Here is an 18,812-nt window from a genome sequence, read left to right on the forward strand (position 1 = left end):
GACCAGGGTGGACAGGATCGACGCGCTGGCCAACTGCCCGATGATCCGCGCCGCGACCCGCCCCTCCTGGTCGATGACCAAGGTGGTGGGGGTGGCCTGGATCGGAGTGACCTGCGCGAACGCGAGCTTGACCCGTCCGTCGTTCACGTCGATCACGCTCGGGTAGGTGACGTTGTTGTCACGGGCGAACGACAGTGCGGTGGCTGGCTGGTCGTAGGTGTTCACCCCGAGGAACGCGACGCCCTGGTCCTGATACTCCTGCCAGACCTCCTCGAGCATCGGGGCTTCGACGATGCACGGCCCGCACGCGGCGTACCAGAAGTTCACCACCAGCACCCCGCCGCGGTAGTCGTCACTGGACACCGTCTCCCCGGTCTCGGTGACGCCCTCGAACACCACCGGCTCCCCGCGGTCGGCATCCGGGATCTCGACGATCTGGAAGTCACCGGCGATGTAGCCCTTCTCGCTTCCGTCCCGGTACTGCTGCGCGAGCGAGTCGCTGGACGTGCACCCGGCCAGCAGCAGCGCCGCGACCAGCGTCATGGCGGCAAGGACGCGGCGGCGGATCATGCGCGCTTGACCTTGATCAGGGCGCCGGCGACCAGGAACACGACCGCGGCGACCGGCTGCGCCGCAGTCCACACCGGGCCGGTGAACGGGAACGGGAACACCGGGTTCCAAATCACGGCGATCACGACGAACACAGGCAACCACCACCACTGCCGCGCCTGGATCGCGAACCACCCCACGATGACCGCGAAGATCGCGGCGACGAACAGCACAACGGTGAACCAGTCCCCGCCCATCAGTACCGGCGCGAGGAACAACACCGCCGCCGCGAGCAGCCCCGGCGCGAACGCGTTGCGCTGGTATACGGACGAGGTCCGCTGCTTCGCCATCATGACCCGCTCACCACGGAGCCCGTCGCAGGCGCCGCGCTGTCCGCGCTGACGCGGGAGCGGCGGTGTCGGGTCCACAGGCTCAGGCCGAGGACGATGACGCCGGCACCGAGGGCGACGTCGGCGAGGTTGCCGATGAACAGGTTCCCGTAGGCGAGGAAGTCGGTGACGTGCCCGACCCCGAACCCAGGGGGGGAGAACAGCCGGTCGATCAGGTTCCCGATCGCGCCCCCGAGGATCAGGCCGATCCCCATCGCCCACCATCCGGTCCGCGCCCGCGCGGCGGCGACGACCAGCAGCACCACGGCACCGACCCCGAGGAGAGTGAGCAGCCCGGTGACCCCGGCTCCGAGGGAGAGGATCGCGCCGGGGTTGAACGCGAGCTGCAGCCCAAGCAGATCCCCCAGCAGCGGGATCCGCTCCTCCTGACTCAACCCTCCCAGTGCGGCCGCCTTCGTCGCCTGGTCGACCAGGACCACCACAGCGGCGGCCAGGCACGCGACCGCGAACCGCCGGGTCTGCTCACGAACCATCAGCGGCTCCTCCTGCGTTCGCGAGGGCCGATGATAACCCGGTCATCAGACCGGCTATCAGGAAGAGGTTTTTGGTGTCAGAAGTCGAAGAGGTCACCGAGGAACCCTTCCTTCCGCCGACGCCCGGAGCGACCGTGATGATCCCTGTCGCGGTCAGAACGGTGGTCGCCCTCGCGCGGATAGGGGGCGGTGCTGGTTTGCCGGCCGCCGCCGGCAAGGTCGGCGGCGCGGTCGATGATCTTGTCGAGCTCGCCACGGTCCAGCCAGACGCCCCGGCACTGCGGGCAGTAGTCGATCTCGACCCCGGAGCGTTCCGTGATCAGCAGGGCGGTCCCGTCGACCGGACATTTCATGAGGGGTTCTCCTTCTGTTGCTGGTCGTCGGCGGTTCCACCATCCGCGGCGGCCGCGGCCGCGGCTGCTCGGTCGCGGCGACGACGCTCTCTGGCCACCATGAGCACGACCACCAGCGCGCCGCCCAGCACGATTACGCCACTCAGGACCGCAAGGACGGGGAGGAGTTCCCCACCTCCGGATGGCCCGTTGTGAACCTCTCCGGACGTATTGGCGGCAGATGTGGGAGACGGGTCGGGTGTCTGCTCCTCGGTCGCTTCGGGGGTAGGGGCGCTGGTGGGGACGGTGACCGCTTCGACGGTGTACTGGTACTCGTTGCTGATCGGGTGCCCGTCGCTGGACACGACCCGCCACCGCACCGTGTACACGCCCGCCTGACCAGGCGTCACCGCCTGGGTGACCGTGGTCCCGTCGATGACCGGATCCCCCGATGCGATGTTCTGCCCGTCCGGGGCGACCACCTCAATGATCACGGCGCTGAAATCGGTGAGGATCTCGCCGCTGAACGTCAGCGAAATCTCCTCCGGGACCACGCTGACCGTGGATCCGGCTTCCGGGGAGGAGGAGACGATCTCATCGTGCGCGGCTGCGGGCGCCGCGGTGGCGAACAGGAGCCCGGCGGCCAGCAGCAGCGTCGTCAGAGTGGACAGGAGGAGGATGCGTCTCCGTGAGCCGGATCGGTGCGGGTGTTCGTGGTCGGTGACGGTGGTCAAGGCGGTGGTCCTTTCAGGGCCGGTTGATGATGTGCTGGGCGATCGTCGTCGCGTCTTTCCAGACCCCGGCGAGGGTGTCGGAGCCGCGGCCGCCGTACTGCGGCATCCCCGCCACGAACAGCCCGGGCAGGCCGGTCAGGGTGCGCCGCGGCCGGTCGACGCGGGCCGGTTCCGGGAGCCAGTCGTCGCCAGGGGTGTAGCCGGTGGCGAGGATCACCGAGCGGGGGGATGCCTGCGTGCCATCGGCGAAGGTCACCCCGGCGCCGGCCGCGTCCTGCACCGCAGCTGCGATCGTGACCCCGACGCGGCGCAGCTGCTCATAGCTGTCGCCGAAGATCGGCTCGGGGCGACGCTCCCGCGAGAACAGCGGCACCCTCTCCCCCGCCGCGGCGGGATAGCTCATCGCGGGGCGATGCTGCCGCCGGGTTCGCACGGACAGCGTCACGGTGTGCGACGCGGACAGTTCGCGGGCCAGCTGCACACCGCTGTTCCCGCCGCCCACGATGAGCACGTCGCCGACGGGGATCTGCTTCGGGTACAGGTACTCGCTGCTGTGCAGCACCACCCCGGGCATCGTCAGCAGAGACGCCCACTCCGGAATCCGCGGGTGCGCGGCCGCGCCCGTCGCGCAGATCACGTTGCGGGTCTGCACCTCCCCTGCCGTCGTCGACAGCAGCAGAGTCGAGCCGTTCCCGCGATGCTCCACCCCGGTCGCCTGGATGCCCCAGACCGTCTCCACGCCCAGCCCGGCTTCCACGAAGGTGAGGTAGTCCGCCATCTCGTCCACTCGCGGATGCCGGCGCTGGTCACCCAGCAGCCGCCGCGGAGACAGCGCGCTATGCCGGGCGTCGCTGAGAAGCTCCATCGAATGCCACCGTGAGGACCAGGAACGCTGCCCCGTGCTGGCGGCGTCGATCACCACAAACTCGTGCTGCGGCCGCAGCCCTTCCGCGGCCAGAGCCGCGGCAACCGCGAGCCCAGACTGCCCGGCGCCGACGATGATCGCCCGCCGATGCGTCAAACCCGCCCGCATCACCGGCCACCGTTCACCGCAGCCTGGATGGCGTTCTCGAGGTCGTCCCACTCCTGCAGCTCGAGCAGCTCACCGTCGAGGAAGAACGTCGGCGTGCTGCTCACCCCGAGCGCCTGGCCCTCCTCGAAATCCAGCTCCACCCGCTCCGCCGTAGCCGGGTCCGCCACGGCGGCGTCATAGGCGGCCATGTCCAGACCGATCTCCTCCGCGAAGCCACGGAACAGGTCGGCGCGAGACTCCTGCGCCTCACCCCACTCCGCCTGCGTCTCGAACAACCGGACATACATGTCCTCGAACCGGTCCTGCTGCGCGGCCGCTTCCGCCGCGACCGCCGCGTTCTTCGAATTGAAGTGACCGGGCAGCGGGAAGTAGCGGACCACATACGTGATCTCCCCAGCGAACTGCTCCCGCATATCCTCCACGATCGGGAAGAACGCGCCACACGCCTCGCACTCGAAGTCGAGGAACTCCACCAGGGTGACAGCGCCCTCCCCGCCGTCGTCGAGGACATGCGAGCTCTCCCGCACCACCTGCGGGGATGCGTCACCGCCCCCAGATGAAGGTGGAGCGGACTGGCTCTGATTGACAAGGACATAGATCAACGCGGCGATCACCATCACCACCACAACGGCAATGGTGACGAGCGTCGCCTTCACAGGGGTTTTCATCGGGTACTCCAAACCAAGACACGGCACAGGACAGAACCCGGGCACGCAGCCCGGGACGAAGCGCCACCCGGAAAGGGTGGCGTGCCAAATGTCAGGTTCGGGAAAGACCCAACTGCGTCAACGAAAAGACAATCGGGTGAGCACGGGCAGCCGGCGCCGGAAGCAGCGAAGGCATCCGTGGCCCGTCACCGAGAACCGGAGGCATCCGCCGACGCCACAACCCCCGCAGCACCACCATGAACGTCAGCCCGCACAACACGCCCAACATGCACAGCGCAGCGCCCACCAACGCGTTCGGCCCAGAAACGACGCCACCGGCGACCGCCTCATGCTCGACTGGGGCGTCTGCCACGGGCTCGACGTGGGGGTCCATGAACCCAGAAATCACCAGCGGAACAGGAGTCGAACCGTCCGCCTCTGTGTGACCCGTCGCTGCCAGACCCAACATCAGCAGCAGCGCCAAACCGACGCTGGTAATGAGCCTCATTATCAACAATTGCTCATTCAGCGTCGTGGAGCGCGGAGTCCGGGCCGAAGAGACCATCGCCCACAGCCTACCGTACGCACCTAAACCCATTCGGAGCCCGGTTCACCCGAGCACGGGAGCGCCGGCAGCGCCGGCCGGGTCCGGCGCGGCTAGCCGGTCAACCAGGACGATGACGACGGCAACGGTGGCGAAGGTGGCTTTGATGGGGGTCTTCACAAGGGCCGGTTCCAAGTCGGGCGGTGTTCTGCCACCGCGGGGCGAGGGGTCGGTGGTCAGGCGTGGGCGGGTTCGGGCTGGCGAGCGGGCACCGTGGCGAGTTGCCGTAGCGCAGCGGGGCGACGGGCGGCGCGGACGCCATTGAGGATGACGACGACCTCGGCGATCTCATGCACCAGCACGACGCCGGCGAGCCCGAGGATGCCGAACAGGGCGAGCGGGAACAGCGCGACGATGATCGCCAGAGCCAGACCGATGTTGGCGGTCATGATGCGTCGGCCGCGGCGGGCGTGGGCGAGGGCGCCGGGGATGAGGCGGAGGTCGTGGCCGATGAAGGCGACGTCGGCGGACTCGATCGCCGCCGCGGAGCCTTTCACACCCATCGCGATCCCGACCGTCGCCGTCGCCAGTGCCGGGGCGTCGTTGATGCCGTCGCCGACCATCGCGGTCGGTTGCTGCGTGACGAGCGCCTCAATCGCGGCGGCCTTGTCGGCGGGCAGCTGCTCGGCGCGAACGTCGGTTACGCCCGCCTCGGCGGCGATGGCGTGGGCGGTGCGGGTGTTGTCGCCGGTGAGCATGATGGTCTCAATGCCCTGCGACTGCAGCATCCGGACCGTCTCGGCCGACTCCGGGCGCAGCTCGTCCCGCACGCCGATCAGGCCGGCGATCTGCCCGTCCGCCTCGACCACGACGACGGTCATGCCCTGCGCGGCAATCGCCTCCGCGTTCAACTGCTGGCCGGCGGGATGGAGCCAGCGGACATTGCCGACCCGGATCGCCCGGCCGTCGACGGTCCCGGTGATGCCATGCCCGGCCTCCTCGACCACCTCCGTTGCGGGGCTGGCGACGGGTGCGGCCGCGATGATGGCCGCGGCGAGGGGGTGGGTGCTGGTGGCCTCCACGGCGGCGGCCCAGGCGAGCAGGTCGTCGCGGGTGATACCGGGTGCGGGCTGGACGTCGACGACGGTGGGCTCGTTGCGGGTGAGGGTGCCGGTCTTGTCGAGGGCGACGGCGCGGATCGTGCCGAGCTGCTCGAACGCTTCACCTGACTTGATGACGACGCCGAACTTTGACGCCGCTCCGATCGCGCTGATCACCGTCACGGGCACCGCGATGGCCAGCGCGCACGGGGATGCCGCAACCAGGACGACGAGGGCGCGTTCGATCCAGGTCCACGGGTCGCCGACCAGCAGCCCGAACAGGGCGACCACGGCAGCGGCGATCAGGACGACGGGAACGAGCGGCTTCGCGATCCGGTCGGCGAGGCGTGCCCGGTTGCCCTTGCGGGCGTGGGCCTGCTCCACGAGGGCGACGATCTGGGTGAGGGAGTTGTCGCGGCCGTCCGCAGTTGCCTCGATCCGCAACGTCGCCGCCCCGTTGACCGAACCGGCGGCGACCGGATCGCCGGGGCCGACCTCGACCGGGATCGACTCGCCCGTGATCGCCGACGTGTCCAGGCTCGACCTACCCTCCACGACCACGCCGTCTGTGGCGATGCGATCGCCGGCACCGATGACGAGGATGTCCAGCTCACGCACGTCCGCGGCGGGGATCGTGACGTCGCTGGTTAGGCGGGAGACGCGGACAGTGTCGGGGATGAGGGACAGAAGGGCGCGCAAGCCTTCCTTGGCGCGGTCCATCGCCCGGTCTTCAAGCGCCTCGGCCAGGGAGAACAGGAACGCCAGGGTCGCGGCCTCGCCAACGTGGCCGAGCAGGACCGCGCCGATCGCGGCGATGGTCATCAGCAGCCCGACCCCGAGGCGACCGCGGATGAGGCGGCGGATCGCGCCGGGGACGAAGGTGTAGGCGCCGGCGAGCAGCGCCGCCCACTGCAGCACCAGCGCCGGGATGTGCAGACCAGTCCACTCGAACGTGTATCCGGCGAGGAGGAACAGCCCGGACAGCGCGGAGGGAAGCAACGCGAAGTCGCGCCACCAGGGCGGGCGGACCTCCGGCTCCTCGTCCGCCTCGGTGGGGGTGGTGGCGAGGTCGGGGCCGCAGCAGGCATCGCCCGCATCGTGCACCGCGCTTGGCGCCGCGGTCTTGGAGGAGGGTTCCGCGGCGCAGCAGGCGTCACCGGTCGAGAGCGGCCGGGACAGTTCGATGCGCCGGACCGTACCGGGCTTGCGCGGCTCGTTGGGGCCGCAACACTCTTCGCTCACTGCACGCTCTCCTTCGTTGCGGGGGCGGGCGTCTGCTCTAGGAACGTGAGCGCGGCCAGTGCGTCATCGGTGCCGGTAACGGAAAGGCGCAGGTCGGGGTGGGTCGTGTCGATCGCCCAAGTCGCGAACGCGCAGCAGGACTGCTCGGTGCGGACCAGCTCCGTCAGCCGGGCGGTCGCGTCGTCGATCTTTGGGTAGTGGACGGTGATCTGGGCGGCCGTCCTGTCGATGTCGAGGAGGTAGTCGTCGTTGAATTCCTGCCACGCGGCTAGCTGTGCAGCACCAGCGCCGGGCGTCAGCGTGCAGGCCACCGGCAGCAGGTCACGGTCGATGAGGCTCATGCGCAGCACTCGCACTGATCGTCCATGCACGGGGCGCCCTCGTCGACGGCGACGACCGCCTCGAGCAGCTGTCGCAACCCCTGGGTCAGATGCGGGTCGGCGATCTCATACCGGGTGCGCCGACCTTCCGGTGTGGCGACGATCAACCCGCAGCCCCGCAGGCACGTCAGATGATTCGAGACGTTCGTGCGGGTCAGCTCGAGATCTCGTGCCAGCTCAGCCGGGTAGCCGGGAGCGTCCAGCAGTGTGAGGAGGATCCGGGAACGGGTCGGGTCGGCCATCGCCCGACCCAGCCGGTTCATCACATCGAGGCGAGAAGTAAGAGTCAGCACAGGCTGACTATACATTCTCCGCTGTACTAATGCGAGGGCGGATGAGTCGCGGTACCCCGGCGACCATGACCACCATTGCGACGAGCTCCACCAAGGTCTGAGTCACTACAACCAACGGCGTCAGAGCGAAAGATGCCGGCAGCGCGAGAGCGAGCGGGAGCACGACCAGCGAGTTGCGGGTGACCCCGCTGAACGTGGCCGCCCGGCGGCTGGGAACATCCAAGCGTGCCGCGCTCCCGAGGAGCGCACCGAGTGGTGCCACGATTAGGACGAACACGACGAACACGGGAACCGCGATTAGCAGCTGGCCGAGAGCGCTGCTCACGCCGAAGACCTGCGAGCCGATCACCACGGCGAGAGTCAGCATCATCAGCGGCACCATTGCCGCCAGCACCACGCCCTCGATCGCGCGGCCGGCACGGAACCGTTTCGCCAGCAGCTGCGTGGCGGCGGCGAGAACGAGCGGCAGCACGATCAACAACAGAAATGCCTCCACGAACGGATGCGGGTCGAACGCACCCACCACCTCGGCGCCGGCCATCAGCCACAGGTACACCGGCAGCAACACGATCTGCAGAAGCATCAGCAGGGGCGTGGCAGCAAGCAGCCGCGCACGTGCACCGCCAGCCAGGCCAGTGAACACAATCACGTAATCCACACACGGCGTCAGCAGCACGAACAACACCCCAACGAGCACCGCCTGATCAGCCGCCACGGCGCGACTCAACCCGAACACGACCACCGGCACGACGACGAAGTTCAGGACGAGCACGACGCCCAGGAACCGCCAATCCGTGAAGGCCCGGCCGATCGCCGTGAACGGCACCCCCAGGAACGTCGCGTACAGCAACAACCCGAGCACGGGATTGATCGCCGACTCGAGCGGATCCGCCACCGCCGGCACGAGTAGACCGACCACCGCACCCACGGCGATCGCTGCGAGGTAGAGCACTACCTGATGCCGCTCCCACCACTCCACAGCTGTGCACACGAGCACAAGCCTGTCGAATGTAGCCGGTTCGCCCCTAATCGAGTGAGCGAGTAACCCTTCACCCCCAGCCAATGGCAGGACTGCTAGGTGCATGCCAACTACCCGCGGAATCTGTCATTTCGGATAGGAACCGACACGGCACTTACACGCATCGTTCTCACCAATCTTTCGGATCCGCCACTTGTCCGCCACTTCATCTAAGAATCCGCCATCTTCGCCGAGAACCTACATCCAACCGGAACCTACAGCGCATTCAGGTCGAATGACCTCGTCGGGTCTGAGGCCGAGTCTGGACTTTGCGCACTCGCAAAGTTGTCCGGTCGATATCGCGGTTTACGCAAGGATCATCGGGATCCGACACCTATTGTGGGTTCCCGCTCGAGATGGCATGAACCCCTCGCGATTCCACGGTAGTTGGCAACGGTTTCAGGGCCAGGATTCCACGCGAAATGGCATTTTCCTACAGTTGGTCCGACTCAACTCAGATGCCCGCTTGCGGCAGGCAGATCGACCTAGAGTGTGTTAACGAGTGAGCAGCCGCGCCGTTCAGAGGCGAGGGCGATCGCCGACGGGGCGGCTCACTCTTCTCCTCATCCCGGTGTTGCTCAGCGCGACCGGCGTCCTCGATCTCCGCATTCCTTGGCCGTGGCTCCATGGCGAGTCCGCGGGGGATCGTCCGGTCGAGCACTCACCCCTGAGAGCCCTGTCAAGGTGAGCTGGACCGGGACAGCCGCTGGAGTGCTCTATCTCGCGTGGCTGGCGTCCGCAACCCTGCGCCCCGGCGGCAACGGGCTATTCGAGACACAATCCCACGCGCGCGACTCCCGGTCGAAGCTGTTCCGGATGGGGCTCGTCACCAACCTGCTCAACCCCAAGGCCGCTGTCATGTAACTCGCGATCATCCCGCAGTTCATAGATCACGGGCAGGGAAACACGACCGCTCAGGGATTCGTTCTCGGCGGAGTTCAGATCATCGTCAGGATGATCGTCAACTCCCTCATCGTGCTGGGCGCCGGCACAATCTCCGGATTCGTGTCGACGCGACTCACGTGGATCCGGCACCCCGCTCGGCGCAGTGGCGGTCACGCTGGCCAGAGAGGTCCCGCAATGCAGCTCGCCAATGAACCGGGCGATCATGCTGCAGAACCTCCGTGAGACGCCGCTCGGATAGACCGTCCTCCGGAAGCTCGACGAGTACGAATGACCCTTTCTGATGGGATCGAGCAGGACTGTTGTTCTGCACAGATTCTGCAAGGTAGAGTGGGATTCCATCCGACGGAACCCGCCGTCGGTGAACAAAGGAGTTCCAGAATGCGCATCGTCTTGGTTCATGGAGGTTGGCAGGGTGGTTGGGCGTGGGACGGCGTTGTCGCTGAGCTCGCGAAGGCAGGCCACGAGGTATGGGCCCCAACCTTGCAGGGTCTCGGTGACAACGACGACCGTGCAGGTGTCACGCTCTCGACCATGGCGGACAATCTCATCGGCCGGATCGCCGACAAGGGGTGGGACCGGTTCGTCGTAGTCGGCCACAGTGGCGGCGGCCCGCTCATCCAGCTCGTAGCTGAGGCGATGCCGGAGCAGGTGGAGCAGGCGATCTTCATCGACGCGTGGGTACTCGCCGACGGCGAGTCGATCAATGCGATCCTCCCCACCGAGTTGGCGAATTTCGCCCGTGGCACAGCCGCGTCCTCGCCCGACCAGAGCGTGCCGATCCCGCCGTCGCTATTCATGACGGCTTTCTTGCAGGACGGATCGGAGGAGCTTCACGCGCAGGTCGAGCCCCGTCTGGTGCCGTCGCCTGGCGGTTGGCTCGACGAGCCGATCCGTCTTCGGTCGGCCGGCACCGGTGACGTGCCGAGCGGCTACATCTTCCTGCAAGAGGATCGGGCTGTGCCGCAGGAGTTGTACCGCGCATCAGCAGACCGGCTCACGAACCCGACGACCGCGAGCTCGCCGGGGAGCCACATGGCCATGTTGACGCGCCCGGTGGAGCTGGCAGCAGCCATCGTCTCCGTTATGTCGTGACGACGTTTCGCTCTTTCGCGACTTCCGCTGGGACCGTCGCTTACGCCGAATGGCTGCCCGGCGGCCCCGCCCGTGCGACGGTGCTGCTCGTTCACGGCGGGGGGGTGGGCCCCGGTGGCTGGAGTCGAGCGATCGGCGGGCGACCCGGGTGGGCACCCCGTCTCGCCGAAGCCGGATACCGCGCGGTCGTGATGACGTGGCCTGGGTTGTCGGCTGGCGGCGCATGGGACCCCGACACGCGGCTGGATGGGGCGGCGGTCGCCGGCGCGATCGTCGAGCTAATCGCTGCGCTCGGCGGCCCGGTCGTCCTCGTGGTCCACTCCATGTCCGCCGCTTTCGGCTATCGGGTCGCTTTCCACCATCGGGATTCACTGATCGCCCTAGTCGCGCTGGCACCCGCTCCCCCCGGGGACATCCAGCCCGAGCCCGCCGTGCTGGAAGAGGACGCCGATCACATCGTCGTCCAGGGACGCCCGCTCACCTGGAGGCTTCCCCGTCGCGGCTGGTGGCATCCCGGACCAGAGTTCATCGAGGCGAAGCTGGTCGGTGCAAGCGAGCAGTTCCCACCCGGTCACCTGGACGAGCTCCGTTCGCAGCTGGTGCCAATCCCAGCCGGGCTCCTCCTCGAGCGGCAGAACGTCCGCGGTGCGCAGGTCCATATCGGCGACAGGGAGTTGGACGGCCTACCGACCCTCGTGATGGTCGGTACCCACGACACCGATCATCCGATCGAGTCGGACCGCGCGACTGCTGACTGGCTCGCCGAGCGAGGCGGCGATGTCAGGTTCGTCGCGTTGACGGCAGCGAACGTGGCTGGCAACGGCCACATGCTGATGCAGGAGTCGAACAGCGATGCGGTACTCACCCTGGTGACGGAGTGGCTCGGTCCAAATGTGCGCCTGCGGCGGTGAGGATGGTGCAGTTGATCGCGACCCGGGCTCCGGACATCTGTGATGGCCCGACTACAGCAGGAGCCGTTGCTCAGCAAGTTCCTGCAGCAGGAATCGCCAGAGATGCCCGTCGTTGAATGCGTCACCCAGGTCGGGCAGGTCGGCGAGATCGTCGTCATCGATCGGCATAGGCTCGGCCCCTGCCTGCAGAACGGCGAGGTGCACGCGAGCCAGGCTGTCGACATTGATCGCGCGGATGACGGCCTGCGGGACGCTCTCGCCGACGGCCGTGAGGCCGTGACCGCGCAGGATGCCGACCGGCCGCGTGCCGAAATCGTCCGCCATGGCCGTCGCGCGTGCGTGGTTGCGGATCAGCGCAGACGAGGGGTGCGCGGGGATGCCGCCGCGCGCCATCCGCATAGCGGGGATGTTGAAGGCACCGACAATCGGTAGCAACGTCCGTCCGGTCAGCGAGAACGCGACGACAGCCGGCGGATGCGCGTGGACGACGGATCGAGCCGCAGGATTGCGGCGCAGCAGCTCAAGATGCAGAGACAGCTCGTTCGGCGCCCGGTACCCGCCGGCGAGCTCGAACGATCCCTCAAGGGGCACGGCGAGGATGTCGTCGGCGGTGGTGAACCGCAGCCCCCGCTCCTGCGGTCCGCGGGCTCGGATGAGGACGGTGTCGTCGTCGACCCGCAGGCTGACGTGCCCGAGGATGTCGTCCACGAGCCCCCGGACCGCGAGCACGCGGCAAGCATTGGCGACGAGCATGCGTTCGTCGACGTAGTCGTTCATCATCCACTTCTCCTTCGAGGCGTGATCTCCGATTGCGAATTCCTGGAAAATCTAGCAGAATCAGATTCTGTCTTAAAGAAAACCGGTTTCGACCGACATCATCTTCAAGGCGCGGAATAGGACTCTGACATCAGGAAGCAGCGGCCCAATGGCGAGCAAGACGACGATCTTCGAGGACGTGCGGCGCGGCATGATCCCGGCGCACATCTATAACGACGAGGAGATCTTCGAGCAGGAGAAGAGCAAGCTCTTCAGCCGCGCGTGGATTTTCGTCGGACATGAATCCGAGATCCCTCAGCCCGGTGACTACGTGGTGCGGCATGTGCTCGACGACTCGTTTATCGTCGTGCGCGATGAGAGTGGTGAGATTCGGGCGCACTTCAACATGTGCCTGCACCGCGGGATGCAGGTGTGCCGCGCCGAGGTCGGCAACGCCTCCCACTTCCGTTGCCCCTACCACGGGTGGTCATACCGCAACGACGGCCGGATTATGGGCCTCCCGTTCCACGAGGAGGCCTACGGGGGTGAGGCAGGGTTCAACAAGAAGGGTGCACGACTGCTCCCGGCGCCGAACCTCGACACATACAACGGTCTGATCTTCATCAGCATGGACCCGAACGCGCCGACCCTGCGGGAATACATCGGCGACTTCGCGTTCTACCTCGACTACTACACGGGGCAGAGCGCCAAGGGCATCGAGCTGCGTGGCCCGCAGCGGTGGCGCGTCAAGGCGAACTGGAAGATCGGCGCCGAGAACTTCGCCGGCGACATGTATCACACGCCCCAGACCCACACCTCGGTCGTCGAGATCGGGTTGTTCCGTGAGCCGAAGGCGGAGAAGCGCAAGGACGGCAACACGTACTGGGCCGGCAACGGCGGCGGCACGACCTACAAGCTCCCGCCTGGCAGCCTCGAGGAGCGGCTGCGCTATGTCGGATATCCCGACGCGATGATCGAGCGGATGAAGGAGCAGTGGTCGCCTGAGCAGCTCGATGTGATTGGCCGTGACGGGTTCATGATCTCTGCGGCATCGCTCTTCCCGAACATGAGTTTCGTGCACAACTGGCCGAAGGTGGAGGACGGGGACGACGTGCTGCCCTTCATCTCGATCCGTTCGTGGCAGCCCATTAGCGAGAACGAGACGGAGGTCTACTCCTGGTTCGCGGTCGATGCCGAGGCGCCGGAGGAGTTCAAGGATCTCTCGTACAAGGCCTACCTGATGTGCTTCGGTAGCACGGGAATGTTCGAGCAGGACGATGTCGAGAACTGGGTCTCGCTGACCACGACTGCCAAGGGTTCGATGGCTCGACGGCTCCTGCTCAACAGTCGGATGGGGACTCTCAAAGACGACACTCCGGTCGTCGCTGCGCTGACTCCTGAACAGTTCGCCGGTCCAGGCGTCGCGCACGTTGGTTACGGCGAGTACAACCAGCGTCATCTGCTCGATCGCTGGGCCGACTACCTCGACACCGATGACGAAGTCGAGGTGCAGGTCGCGAGCATCGGTACAGGCATCACCAACAACGGGGAGGCACCCGCATGATGAACACCGAGACCGGTGTCCAGATATCCGAGCAATCGCCTCTCGGCGCCCACGCCACGCGCGCCGATCGAGTCGGGCGGTCCCTACTGTTCTCCGACGAACTGCATCTCGAGGCGCATCGTTGGTTGATTGAAGAGGCTTACACCCTCGACGAGCAACGGTACGAGCACTGGCTTGAGACGCTTACAGAGGATATTCACTACATCATGCCGGTGCGTCAGACGACGGCTCTCGGGTCTTCCTTCACGACGGCGAGGGGGATGTCGCACTGGGACGAGAATAAGTACTCGCTCAGCCGCCGGGTCGCGCGATTCCTGACTGAACACGCTTGGACGGAGGACCCTCCCTCACGCCTGCGTCACTACGTGACGAACGTGCGCGTGTTCCTGTCCTCGGTCGAGGACGAGCTCATCGTCGACTCCGCCGTCCTGCTGTTCCGCAGCCGGGGAGACGTCAACGAGCCGTCAATCATCTCCGCTCACCGCGAGGACGTATTGCGTCGCGTCGGTGACGACCTGCAGTTGGCACGTCGGGTGATCATGGTGGACGAGTCGGTGCTCCGCACCCAGAACCTGGCGATCTTCCTGTGAGCGGCCTCGACTGGGAGGGTGCCGACGTCGATCGTGATGCCGCGGCGGCTGCGGCGGCGGAGCGCGAGCGTCTTATTGCCCGCACCGTCGGAGAGCCGCTCGTCATCGCCAACGAGTTTTCGGAGATCGAAGTGCGCCGCGTGGAAACTCACAACGGCACGAGGCTACTGATCGACGCCCCGAAAACTGGCCAGTGGATCGCGATCGACCCCATGGAACTCGAGGCCCTGACCTGGCAGACCACGCAGACGTTCTCCGAGATGATCGCGCGGCCTGACCAGCCGATGTTTCCCGAAATGCGACCGCAGTAGAAAAGGAGAGACCGATGGCACGGATCATCGCCGACCGCAGCGCCTGCCAGGGCTACGCCAATTGCGTTGTCGCCGCGGGCGACTACTTCGACCTAGATGACGACGCCCTAGTGATCGTTCTGCGCGAGGACCTGCCCGACAGTGACCGCAAGCGAGTAGAGGAGGCGGCGCGCAGCTGCCCCGTCTCCGCCTTGGTTGTGGAGGACTGACGTGTCGCGGGTCGTCATCGTCGGCGCCTCTGTTGGTGGGCTCAAGACCGCCCAAGCCCTTCGAAGCGAGGGATTCGAGGGCGAGATCGTCCTGATTGACCAGGAACGCCATCCCACCTACGACAAACCTCCGCTCTCGAAGAAGTACCTCACCGGTGAGACGGCGCGACACGAGATCGAGCTTCTCTCCGAGCACGAGACGCGGGGGATCGGAGCCATCTCAATCTTCGGCACGCCCGCGGCATCCCTCAACCTCGAAGGCCAGGTTGTGACGCTCGAGGACGGTACAGCCGTCTCATACGACACACTCGTGATCGCCACCGGGTCACGCGCCCGTCGCTCTCCGTGGGGTGAAGGTGAGCATATTCACTTGCTGCGTACCAGCGGCGATGCCGAGCGCTTGCGGGATGAGCTGGCCACAGCGCGGCACCTTGTGGTCATCGGCGCAGGCTTCATCGGGGGGGAGGCTGCCGCAACGGCGATCACGGCGGGCGTACGGGTCAGCATGGTTGACCCGTTCCCGGCGCCGATGTCGCGGGTGCTCAATGCCGAAGTCGGCCAGATCTTCAGCCGCAAGTATGCCCAGGAGGGCGTCGAGGAGTACTTCGGAAGGACAGTCGAAGGCGTCGAACAGACGGCAGACGGGGTGCGCGTGGTGCTCGATGGCGGCGAGATCATCGAGGCCGATGCAGCTCTCGTCGGTATCGGAGCTGTGGTCAACACAGAGTGGCTCGAGGGTTCCGGCATCGAACTCGACAACGGGGTGACCTGCGACTCTGGGCTGCGGGCCATCGGGCATCCTGAGATCTTTGCCGTCGGCGATATCGCACGTTGGGCGAGTGCGTCGCGCAACGTCTCGCTGCGCCTCGAACATTGGACCAATGCCGTTGATCAGGCTCGCGTCGTCGCACACAACATCGTCCACCCTGATGATTGCGAGGACTACGACACGACCGAGTATGTCTGGAGCGACCAGTACGACTGGAAGATCCAGATCGTCGGGCATACCGGATCTGATCACTGGACGATGGTGGGCGACCCTGCGCAGGACCGCTTCGCCGTCGTGTACGGCGAGAGCCAAGGGCAGGCCGAAGGTGCCGTCATCGTGAACTGGCCGCGTGCCCTCGTCGACGCCCGCCGCTCGGTCGCCTCGCGAGCGAAGGCGGACGAGCTGATACATCGGCTGCGCGCCCTCCTCGAGCCCTCGAGCACGGCTCCGGCGAAGGCGGCCGCCCGATGAGAGCTGACGACACCACCCTCCCCCTCCTGCACGGTCACCGCATCCCGCGAATCGGGGTGGGCACGTGGCCACTCACGGGAGACGAGTGCGCAACGATGGTCGAGAAGGCGGTCGGCTACGGTTACCGCCTGTTCGATACGGCGTACAAGTACGCGAATGAGGAGGCCGTCGGTGCCGGTCTGCGTGCATCGGGCATCCCTCGTGACGAGGTCTTCATCACGAGCAAGTTCAACAAGGAGGACCACAGCGTCGAGGGAGTGCAGCGCGCGTACGACCGATCGCTGAAGACCCTTCGCGTCGACTACCTCGATCTGTTCCTGATCCATTGGCCGGTTCCGGCCCTCGACCGATACGTCGAAGCGTGGAAGGGTCTGGTGAGACTGCTCGAAGAGGGACGAGTGAAGGCGATCGGCGTCTCCAACTTCAAGTCTCACCACCTTCAGCGCGTCGTCGACGCGACCGGTGTCGTCCCCGACGTCGATCAGATCCAGCTCAGCGTCGACATCGCCCGTGTCGAACAGCGCAGCTTCCAGCGCGCTCACGGCATCCTGACCGAGGCGTGGAGCCCGCTCGGACGCGGAGGAGCCCTGCTGTCCGATCCCGCGGTGACCGCGATCGCGTCGAAGTATGACAAGTCGCCCGCACAGGTCCTACTGCGCTGGCACATCGAGGAAGGGATCGTTCCCGTCCCGCGCGCCGGCGATGAGAAGCATCTCGCGCAGAACATCGACGTCTTCGATTTCACGCTCAGCTCGGAGGATATGGCGACGCTGAGTGGGCTGGATCAAGGCGAAGAAGCCGCCCGCGACCCGGACGATCCGGCCAACGGGCACTGAGGCCCACGGCGGCGGGTCGGTCGCTCCCGCAGCCACGCTCATCAGCGGCGTGTTCGCGTGCGCAGCGCATCCATGGGCGCTACGACGACCCGGGCCGGTTCACCCCAACAGTTCGGCGAGGCGGATCGCGGCGTCCTGCAGTGACCGCGCTAGGGACTTGACCTTGCCCGGCGGTAACCGCTGCACGGGCGCGGAGGCGTTGATCGCCAGTCGCAGTCCCGACGAGACGTGGACCGGGACCGCGACGCTCGCCACGCCGTCCTCGCTTTCCTGCCGATTCACGGCATAACCGTCCAGTCGTGTCCGAACCAGTTCGGCGACGAGTTCGTCTCGGGAACGTATGGAGTTCGGTGTGACGATCTCGAGCTGCTCGTCCGGGTACAGCCGGAAGAGCTGCTCGTCGCTCAGCTCGGCAAGCAGCGCCTTGCCGGTCGAGGTGCAATGCGCCGGCAGGGTCTTGCCCAGTCTCGAAACCACGCGCACGGCCACATCGGGCTCGGCAACGGCGAGGAATCGGACATGGTTGCCCTCGAGCGTGCCCAGGTGGCAGGTCTCACCGAGGGCGGCGCTGAGGTCCTCGAGGATCGGCTGCGCCAGTCTCGGGACATCCATCCTGCGCAGCACCGAGAAGGCCACCGTCGTCAGCGCCGGGCCAGGGCCGTAAGCCTTGGTCACCGGGTTCTGCCGCACGAAGCCGCGCCATGCCAGCATCGCGAGAAGTCGGTGCGCGGTCGAGGTCGCCACCCCGAGGAGGGCACCGGCGTCCGTGAGCCGCAGCTCGTGCTCCTCACCCAGCAGCAGGATCAGCTTCAGCGCGTTGTCGACCGACTCGATCGGATACTGGGGTGGATCGCCCGGCGACCCGAGCTGTCGATTCTGCACGGCAGAAAGCTTACTTGCAACGTGGGCGCGCTCCTCCTGCACCGCGCGCTCCGATGCCGACCCGACAGGCGGGAGGATCGTCTCCGCGGTGCCACTGCAGCCCGTGCCACCCCACGCCGCCCGCGTGGCTCCCTGTGACGGCCCCGACGGCCCAGGCGCTCTACGGTCGGAGCAGGACCTTCAGGCTGCTGGACGCGTCGCGGGACTGCTCGAAGGCGGCGGCGGCATCGTCGAAGGCGAACTCGTGGGTCGCCAGCGGCGACAGATCGATCCCCTGGGCGTCGGACGCCTGACGATCGACTCGAGGACGGCCTCGTACTCGCGATGAGCGATGGCGAACGACTGCGGGTGCCACAACTGATAGATGTGTAAGCAGCGTTCCGGGTAGGAGTCCACTACCCGCCCCAACGGGATGTCTGCACGCGCGACGCAGCAGCGGAGGAACGCGTGGTGCGCCACCAGCCAGGCGTCCATGTCACCGACTGCCAGCGCCGCATCCATTAGCGTCCCGTACTCGCGCGAAGCGCCGATCTCGGAGCGCAGCATCCGTCCACCGTCCGGCGCGCGCCTAAGGACTCCAGCTGAAGCCGGACACCGTAGAGCTGGTCGACCTCTTCTACGTCCGGGTGATACACCGTCGCTCGGCGATGGTATCGGCCTCGTTTGAGCCTTTCTTCCCGCAGCAAGCGAAACGCCTCGTGCAAATGACCTCCCCGTCGATCCAGGTCTTTCAACTTTCCATCCTGCGTGAGGCGGCAGT

23 protein-coding genes are annotated in these 18,812 nt (G+C 66.6%); 9 read left to right on the forward strand and 14 right to left on the reverse strand.

The window, feature by feature from the left end:
- The 12 genes from B4F19_RS05225 to B4F19_RS05280 all read right to left on the reverse strand — a co-directional run.
- The coding region (locus B4F19_RS05225; RefSeq protein ID WP_292733181.1) for a TlpA family protein disulfide reductase at positions 1-570 on the reverse strand (570 nt) is incomplete at its 3' end.
- Positions 567-902 (reverse strand): DUF6804 family protein, encoded by a 336-nt coding sequence (locus B4F19_RS05230; protein WP_045246900.1) that lies wholly within the window; start codon positions 900-902, stop codon positions 567-569. The genes B4F19_RS05225 and B4F19_RS05230, both read right to left, overlap by 4 nt.
- Positions 899-1,432 carry a signal peptidase II gene (locus tag B4F19_RS05235; protein ID WP_045246901.1) on the reverse strand — a complete coding sequence of 178 codons (534 nt, stop codon included), beginning with the start codon at positions 1,430-1,432 and terminating at the stop codon, positions 899-901. The genes B4F19_RS05230 and B4F19_RS05235 overlap by 4 nt, the downstream gene beginning before the upstream one ends.
- A 77-nt stretch (positions 1,433-1,509) precedes the next feature.
- On the reverse strand, positions 1,510-1,785 hold the full coding sequence (locus tag B4F19_RS05240) for a zf-TFIIB domain-containing protein (RefSeq protein ID WP_045246902.1): 276 nt from the start codon (positions 1,783-1,785) through the stop codon (positions 1,510-1,512).
- Positions 1,782-2,498: a copper resistance CopC family protein gene (locus B4F19_RS05245; RefSeq protein ID WP_048809232.1), complete on the reverse strand. Its 717-nt coding sequence runs from the start codon at positions 2,496-2,498 to the stop codon at positions 1,782-1,784. The genes B4F19_RS05240 and B4F19_RS05245 overlap by 4 nt, the downstream gene beginning before the upstream one ends.
- A gap of 13 nt (positions 2,499-2,511) precedes the next feature.
- Entirely contained in the window at positions 2,512-3,531 is a 1,020-nt protein-coding gene (locus B4F19_RS05250; protein WP_045246903.1) for an NAD(P)-binding domain-containing protein, read from the reverse strand.
- The gene (locus tag B4F19_RS05255) at positions 3,531-4,199 is read right to left on the reverse strand and encodes a DsbA family protein (protein WP_045246904.1); all 669 of its coding nucleotides are present in this window, start codon (positions 4,197-4,199) and stop codon (positions 3,531-3,533) included. Before B4F19_RS05255 ends, B4F19_RS05250 begins: the two co-directional genes overlap by 1 nt.
- Positions 4,200-4,290: 91 nt before the next feature.
- Positions 4,291-4,686 (reverse strand): hypothetical protein, encoded by a 396-nt coding sequence (locus B4F19_RS05260; RefSeq protein ID WP_054678994.1) that lies wholly within the window; start codon positions 4,684-4,686, stop codon positions 4,291-4,293.
- A 272-nt stretch (positions 4,687-4,958) separates the two neighbouring features.
- Positions 4,959-7,064 (reverse strand): heavy metal translocating P-type ATPase, encoded by a 2,106-nt coding sequence (locus B4F19_RS05265; RefSeq protein ID WP_048809234.1) that lies wholly within the window; start codon positions 7,062-7,064, stop codon positions 4,959-4,961.
- Positions 7,061-7,405, reverse strand: coding sequence for a hypothetical protein (locus B4F19_RS05270; RefSeq protein ID WP_048809235.1), 345 nt, complete (start codon positions 7,403-7,405; stop codon positions 7,061-7,063). Before B4F19_RS05270 ends, B4F19_RS05265 begins: the two co-directional genes overlap by 4 nt.
- Entirely contained in the window at positions 7,402-7,737 is a 336-nt protein-coding gene (gene cmtR / locus B4F19_RS05275) for a Cd(II)/Pb(II)-sensing metalloregulatory transcriptional regulator CmtR (RefSeq protein WP_067165134.1), read from the reverse strand. The genes B4F19_RS05270 and cmtR overlap by 4 nt, the downstream gene beginning before the upstream one ends.
- Positions 7,738-7,744: 7 nt before the next feature.
- Positions 7,745-8,728: a bile acid:sodium symporter gene (locus tag B4F19_RS05280; protein WP_204947467.1), complete on the reverse strand. Its 984-nt coding sequence runs from the start codon at positions 8,726-8,728 to the stop codon at positions 7,745-7,747.
- A 711-nt stretch (positions 8,729-9,439) separates the two neighbouring features.
- On the opposite strand from B4F19_RS05280, the gene B4F19_RS05285 reads away from it, so the two are divergent.
- From B4F19_RS05285 to B4F19_RS05295, 3 genes are all read left to right on the forward strand, one after another.
- Entirely contained in the window at positions 9,440-9,619 is a 180-nt protein-coding gene (locus tag B4F19_RS05285; RefSeq protein ID WP_005050722.1) for a LysE family transporter, read from the forward strand.
- A 420-nt stretch (positions 9,620-10,039) separates the two neighbouring features.
- Positions 10,040-10,753 carry an alpha/beta fold hydrolase gene (locus tag B4F19_RS05290; RefSeq protein WP_292733188.1) on the forward strand — a complete coding sequence of 238 codons (714 nt, stop codon included), beginning with the start codon at positions 10,040-10,042 and terminating at the stop codon, positions 10,751-10,753.
- Entirely contained in the window at positions 10,750-11,664 is a 915-nt protein-coding gene (locus B4F19_RS05295; RefSeq protein ID WP_005050725.1) for an alpha/beta hydrolase, read from the forward strand. Before B4F19_RS05290 ends, B4F19_RS05295 begins: the two co-directional genes overlap by 4 nt.
- A 51-nt stretch (positions 11,665-11,715) precedes the next feature.
- On the opposite strand, the gene B4F19_RS05300 is transcribed toward B4F19_RS05295, so the two are convergent.
- A complete protein-coding gene (locus B4F19_RS05300; RefSeq protein ID WP_005050727.1) occupies positions 11,716-12,444 on the reverse strand; it encodes a class II aldolase/adducin family protein in 729 nt (242 codons plus the stop codon).
- A gap of 145 nt (positions 12,445-12,589) precedes the next feature.
- Between B4F19_RS05300 and B4F19_RS05305 the strand changes: the two genes are divergently transcribed.
- Genes B4F19_RS05305 through B4F19_RS05330 form a run of 6 tightly spaced genes read left to right on the forward strand, consistent with a single transcriptional unit; the run spans position 12,590 to position 17,170 of the window.
- Positions 12,590-13,984, forward strand: coding sequence for a Rieske 2Fe-2S domain-containing protein (locus B4F19_RS05305; protein ID WP_194384097.1), 1,395 nt, complete (start codon positions 12,590-12,592; stop codon positions 13,982-13,984).
- A complete protein-coding gene (locus B4F19_RS05310) occupies positions 13,981-14,574 on the forward strand; it encodes a 3-phenylpropionate/cinnamic acid dioxygenase subunit beta (protein WP_005050730.1) in 594 nt (197 codons plus the stop codon). Before B4F19_RS05305 ends, B4F19_RS05310 begins: the two co-directional genes overlap by 4 nt.
- The gene (locus tag B4F19_RS05315) at positions 14,571-14,885 is read left to right on the forward strand and encodes a hypothetical protein (RefSeq protein ID WP_005050731.1); all 315 of its coding nucleotides are present in this window, start codon (positions 14,571-14,573) and stop codon (positions 14,883-14,885) included. Before B4F19_RS05310 ends, B4F19_RS05315 begins: the two co-directional genes overlap by 4 nt.
- A 14-nt stretch (positions 14,886-14,899) precedes the next feature.
- Entirely contained in the window at positions 14,900-15,094 is a 195-nt protein-coding gene (locus B4F19_RS05320; RefSeq protein WP_005050734.1) for a ferredoxin, read from the forward strand.
- 1 nt (position 15,095) lies between these two features.
- Entirely contained in the window at positions 15,096-16,334 is a 1,239-nt protein-coding gene (locus B4F19_RS05325; protein ID WP_005050737.1) for an NAD(P)/FAD-dependent oxidoreductase, read from the forward strand.
- The gene (locus B4F19_RS05330; protein WP_005050739.1) at positions 16,331-17,170 is read left to right on the forward strand and encodes an aldo/keto reductase; all 840 of its coding nucleotides are present in this window, start codon (positions 16,331-16,333) and stop codon (positions 17,168-17,170) included. The genes B4F19_RS05325 and B4F19_RS05330 overlap by 4 nt, the downstream gene beginning before the upstream one ends.
- A gap of 99 nt (positions 17,171-17,269) precedes the next feature.
- Here B4F19_RS05330 and B4F19_RS05335 read toward each other — a convergent pair whose 3' ends face one another.
- Positions 17,270-18,052, reverse strand: a complete 783-nt coding sequence (locus B4F19_RS05335) for an IclR family transcriptional regulator (protein WP_039712028.1) — start codon at positions 18,050-18,052, stop codon at positions 17,270-17,272.
- Positions 18,053-18,812: the final 760 nt, after the last annotated feature.

The sequence above is a fragment of the Microbacterium sp. UBA1097 genome (assembly GCF_002313585.1).
GTDB lineage: Bacteria > Actinomycetota > Actinomycetes > Actinomycetales > Microbacteriaceae > Microbacterium.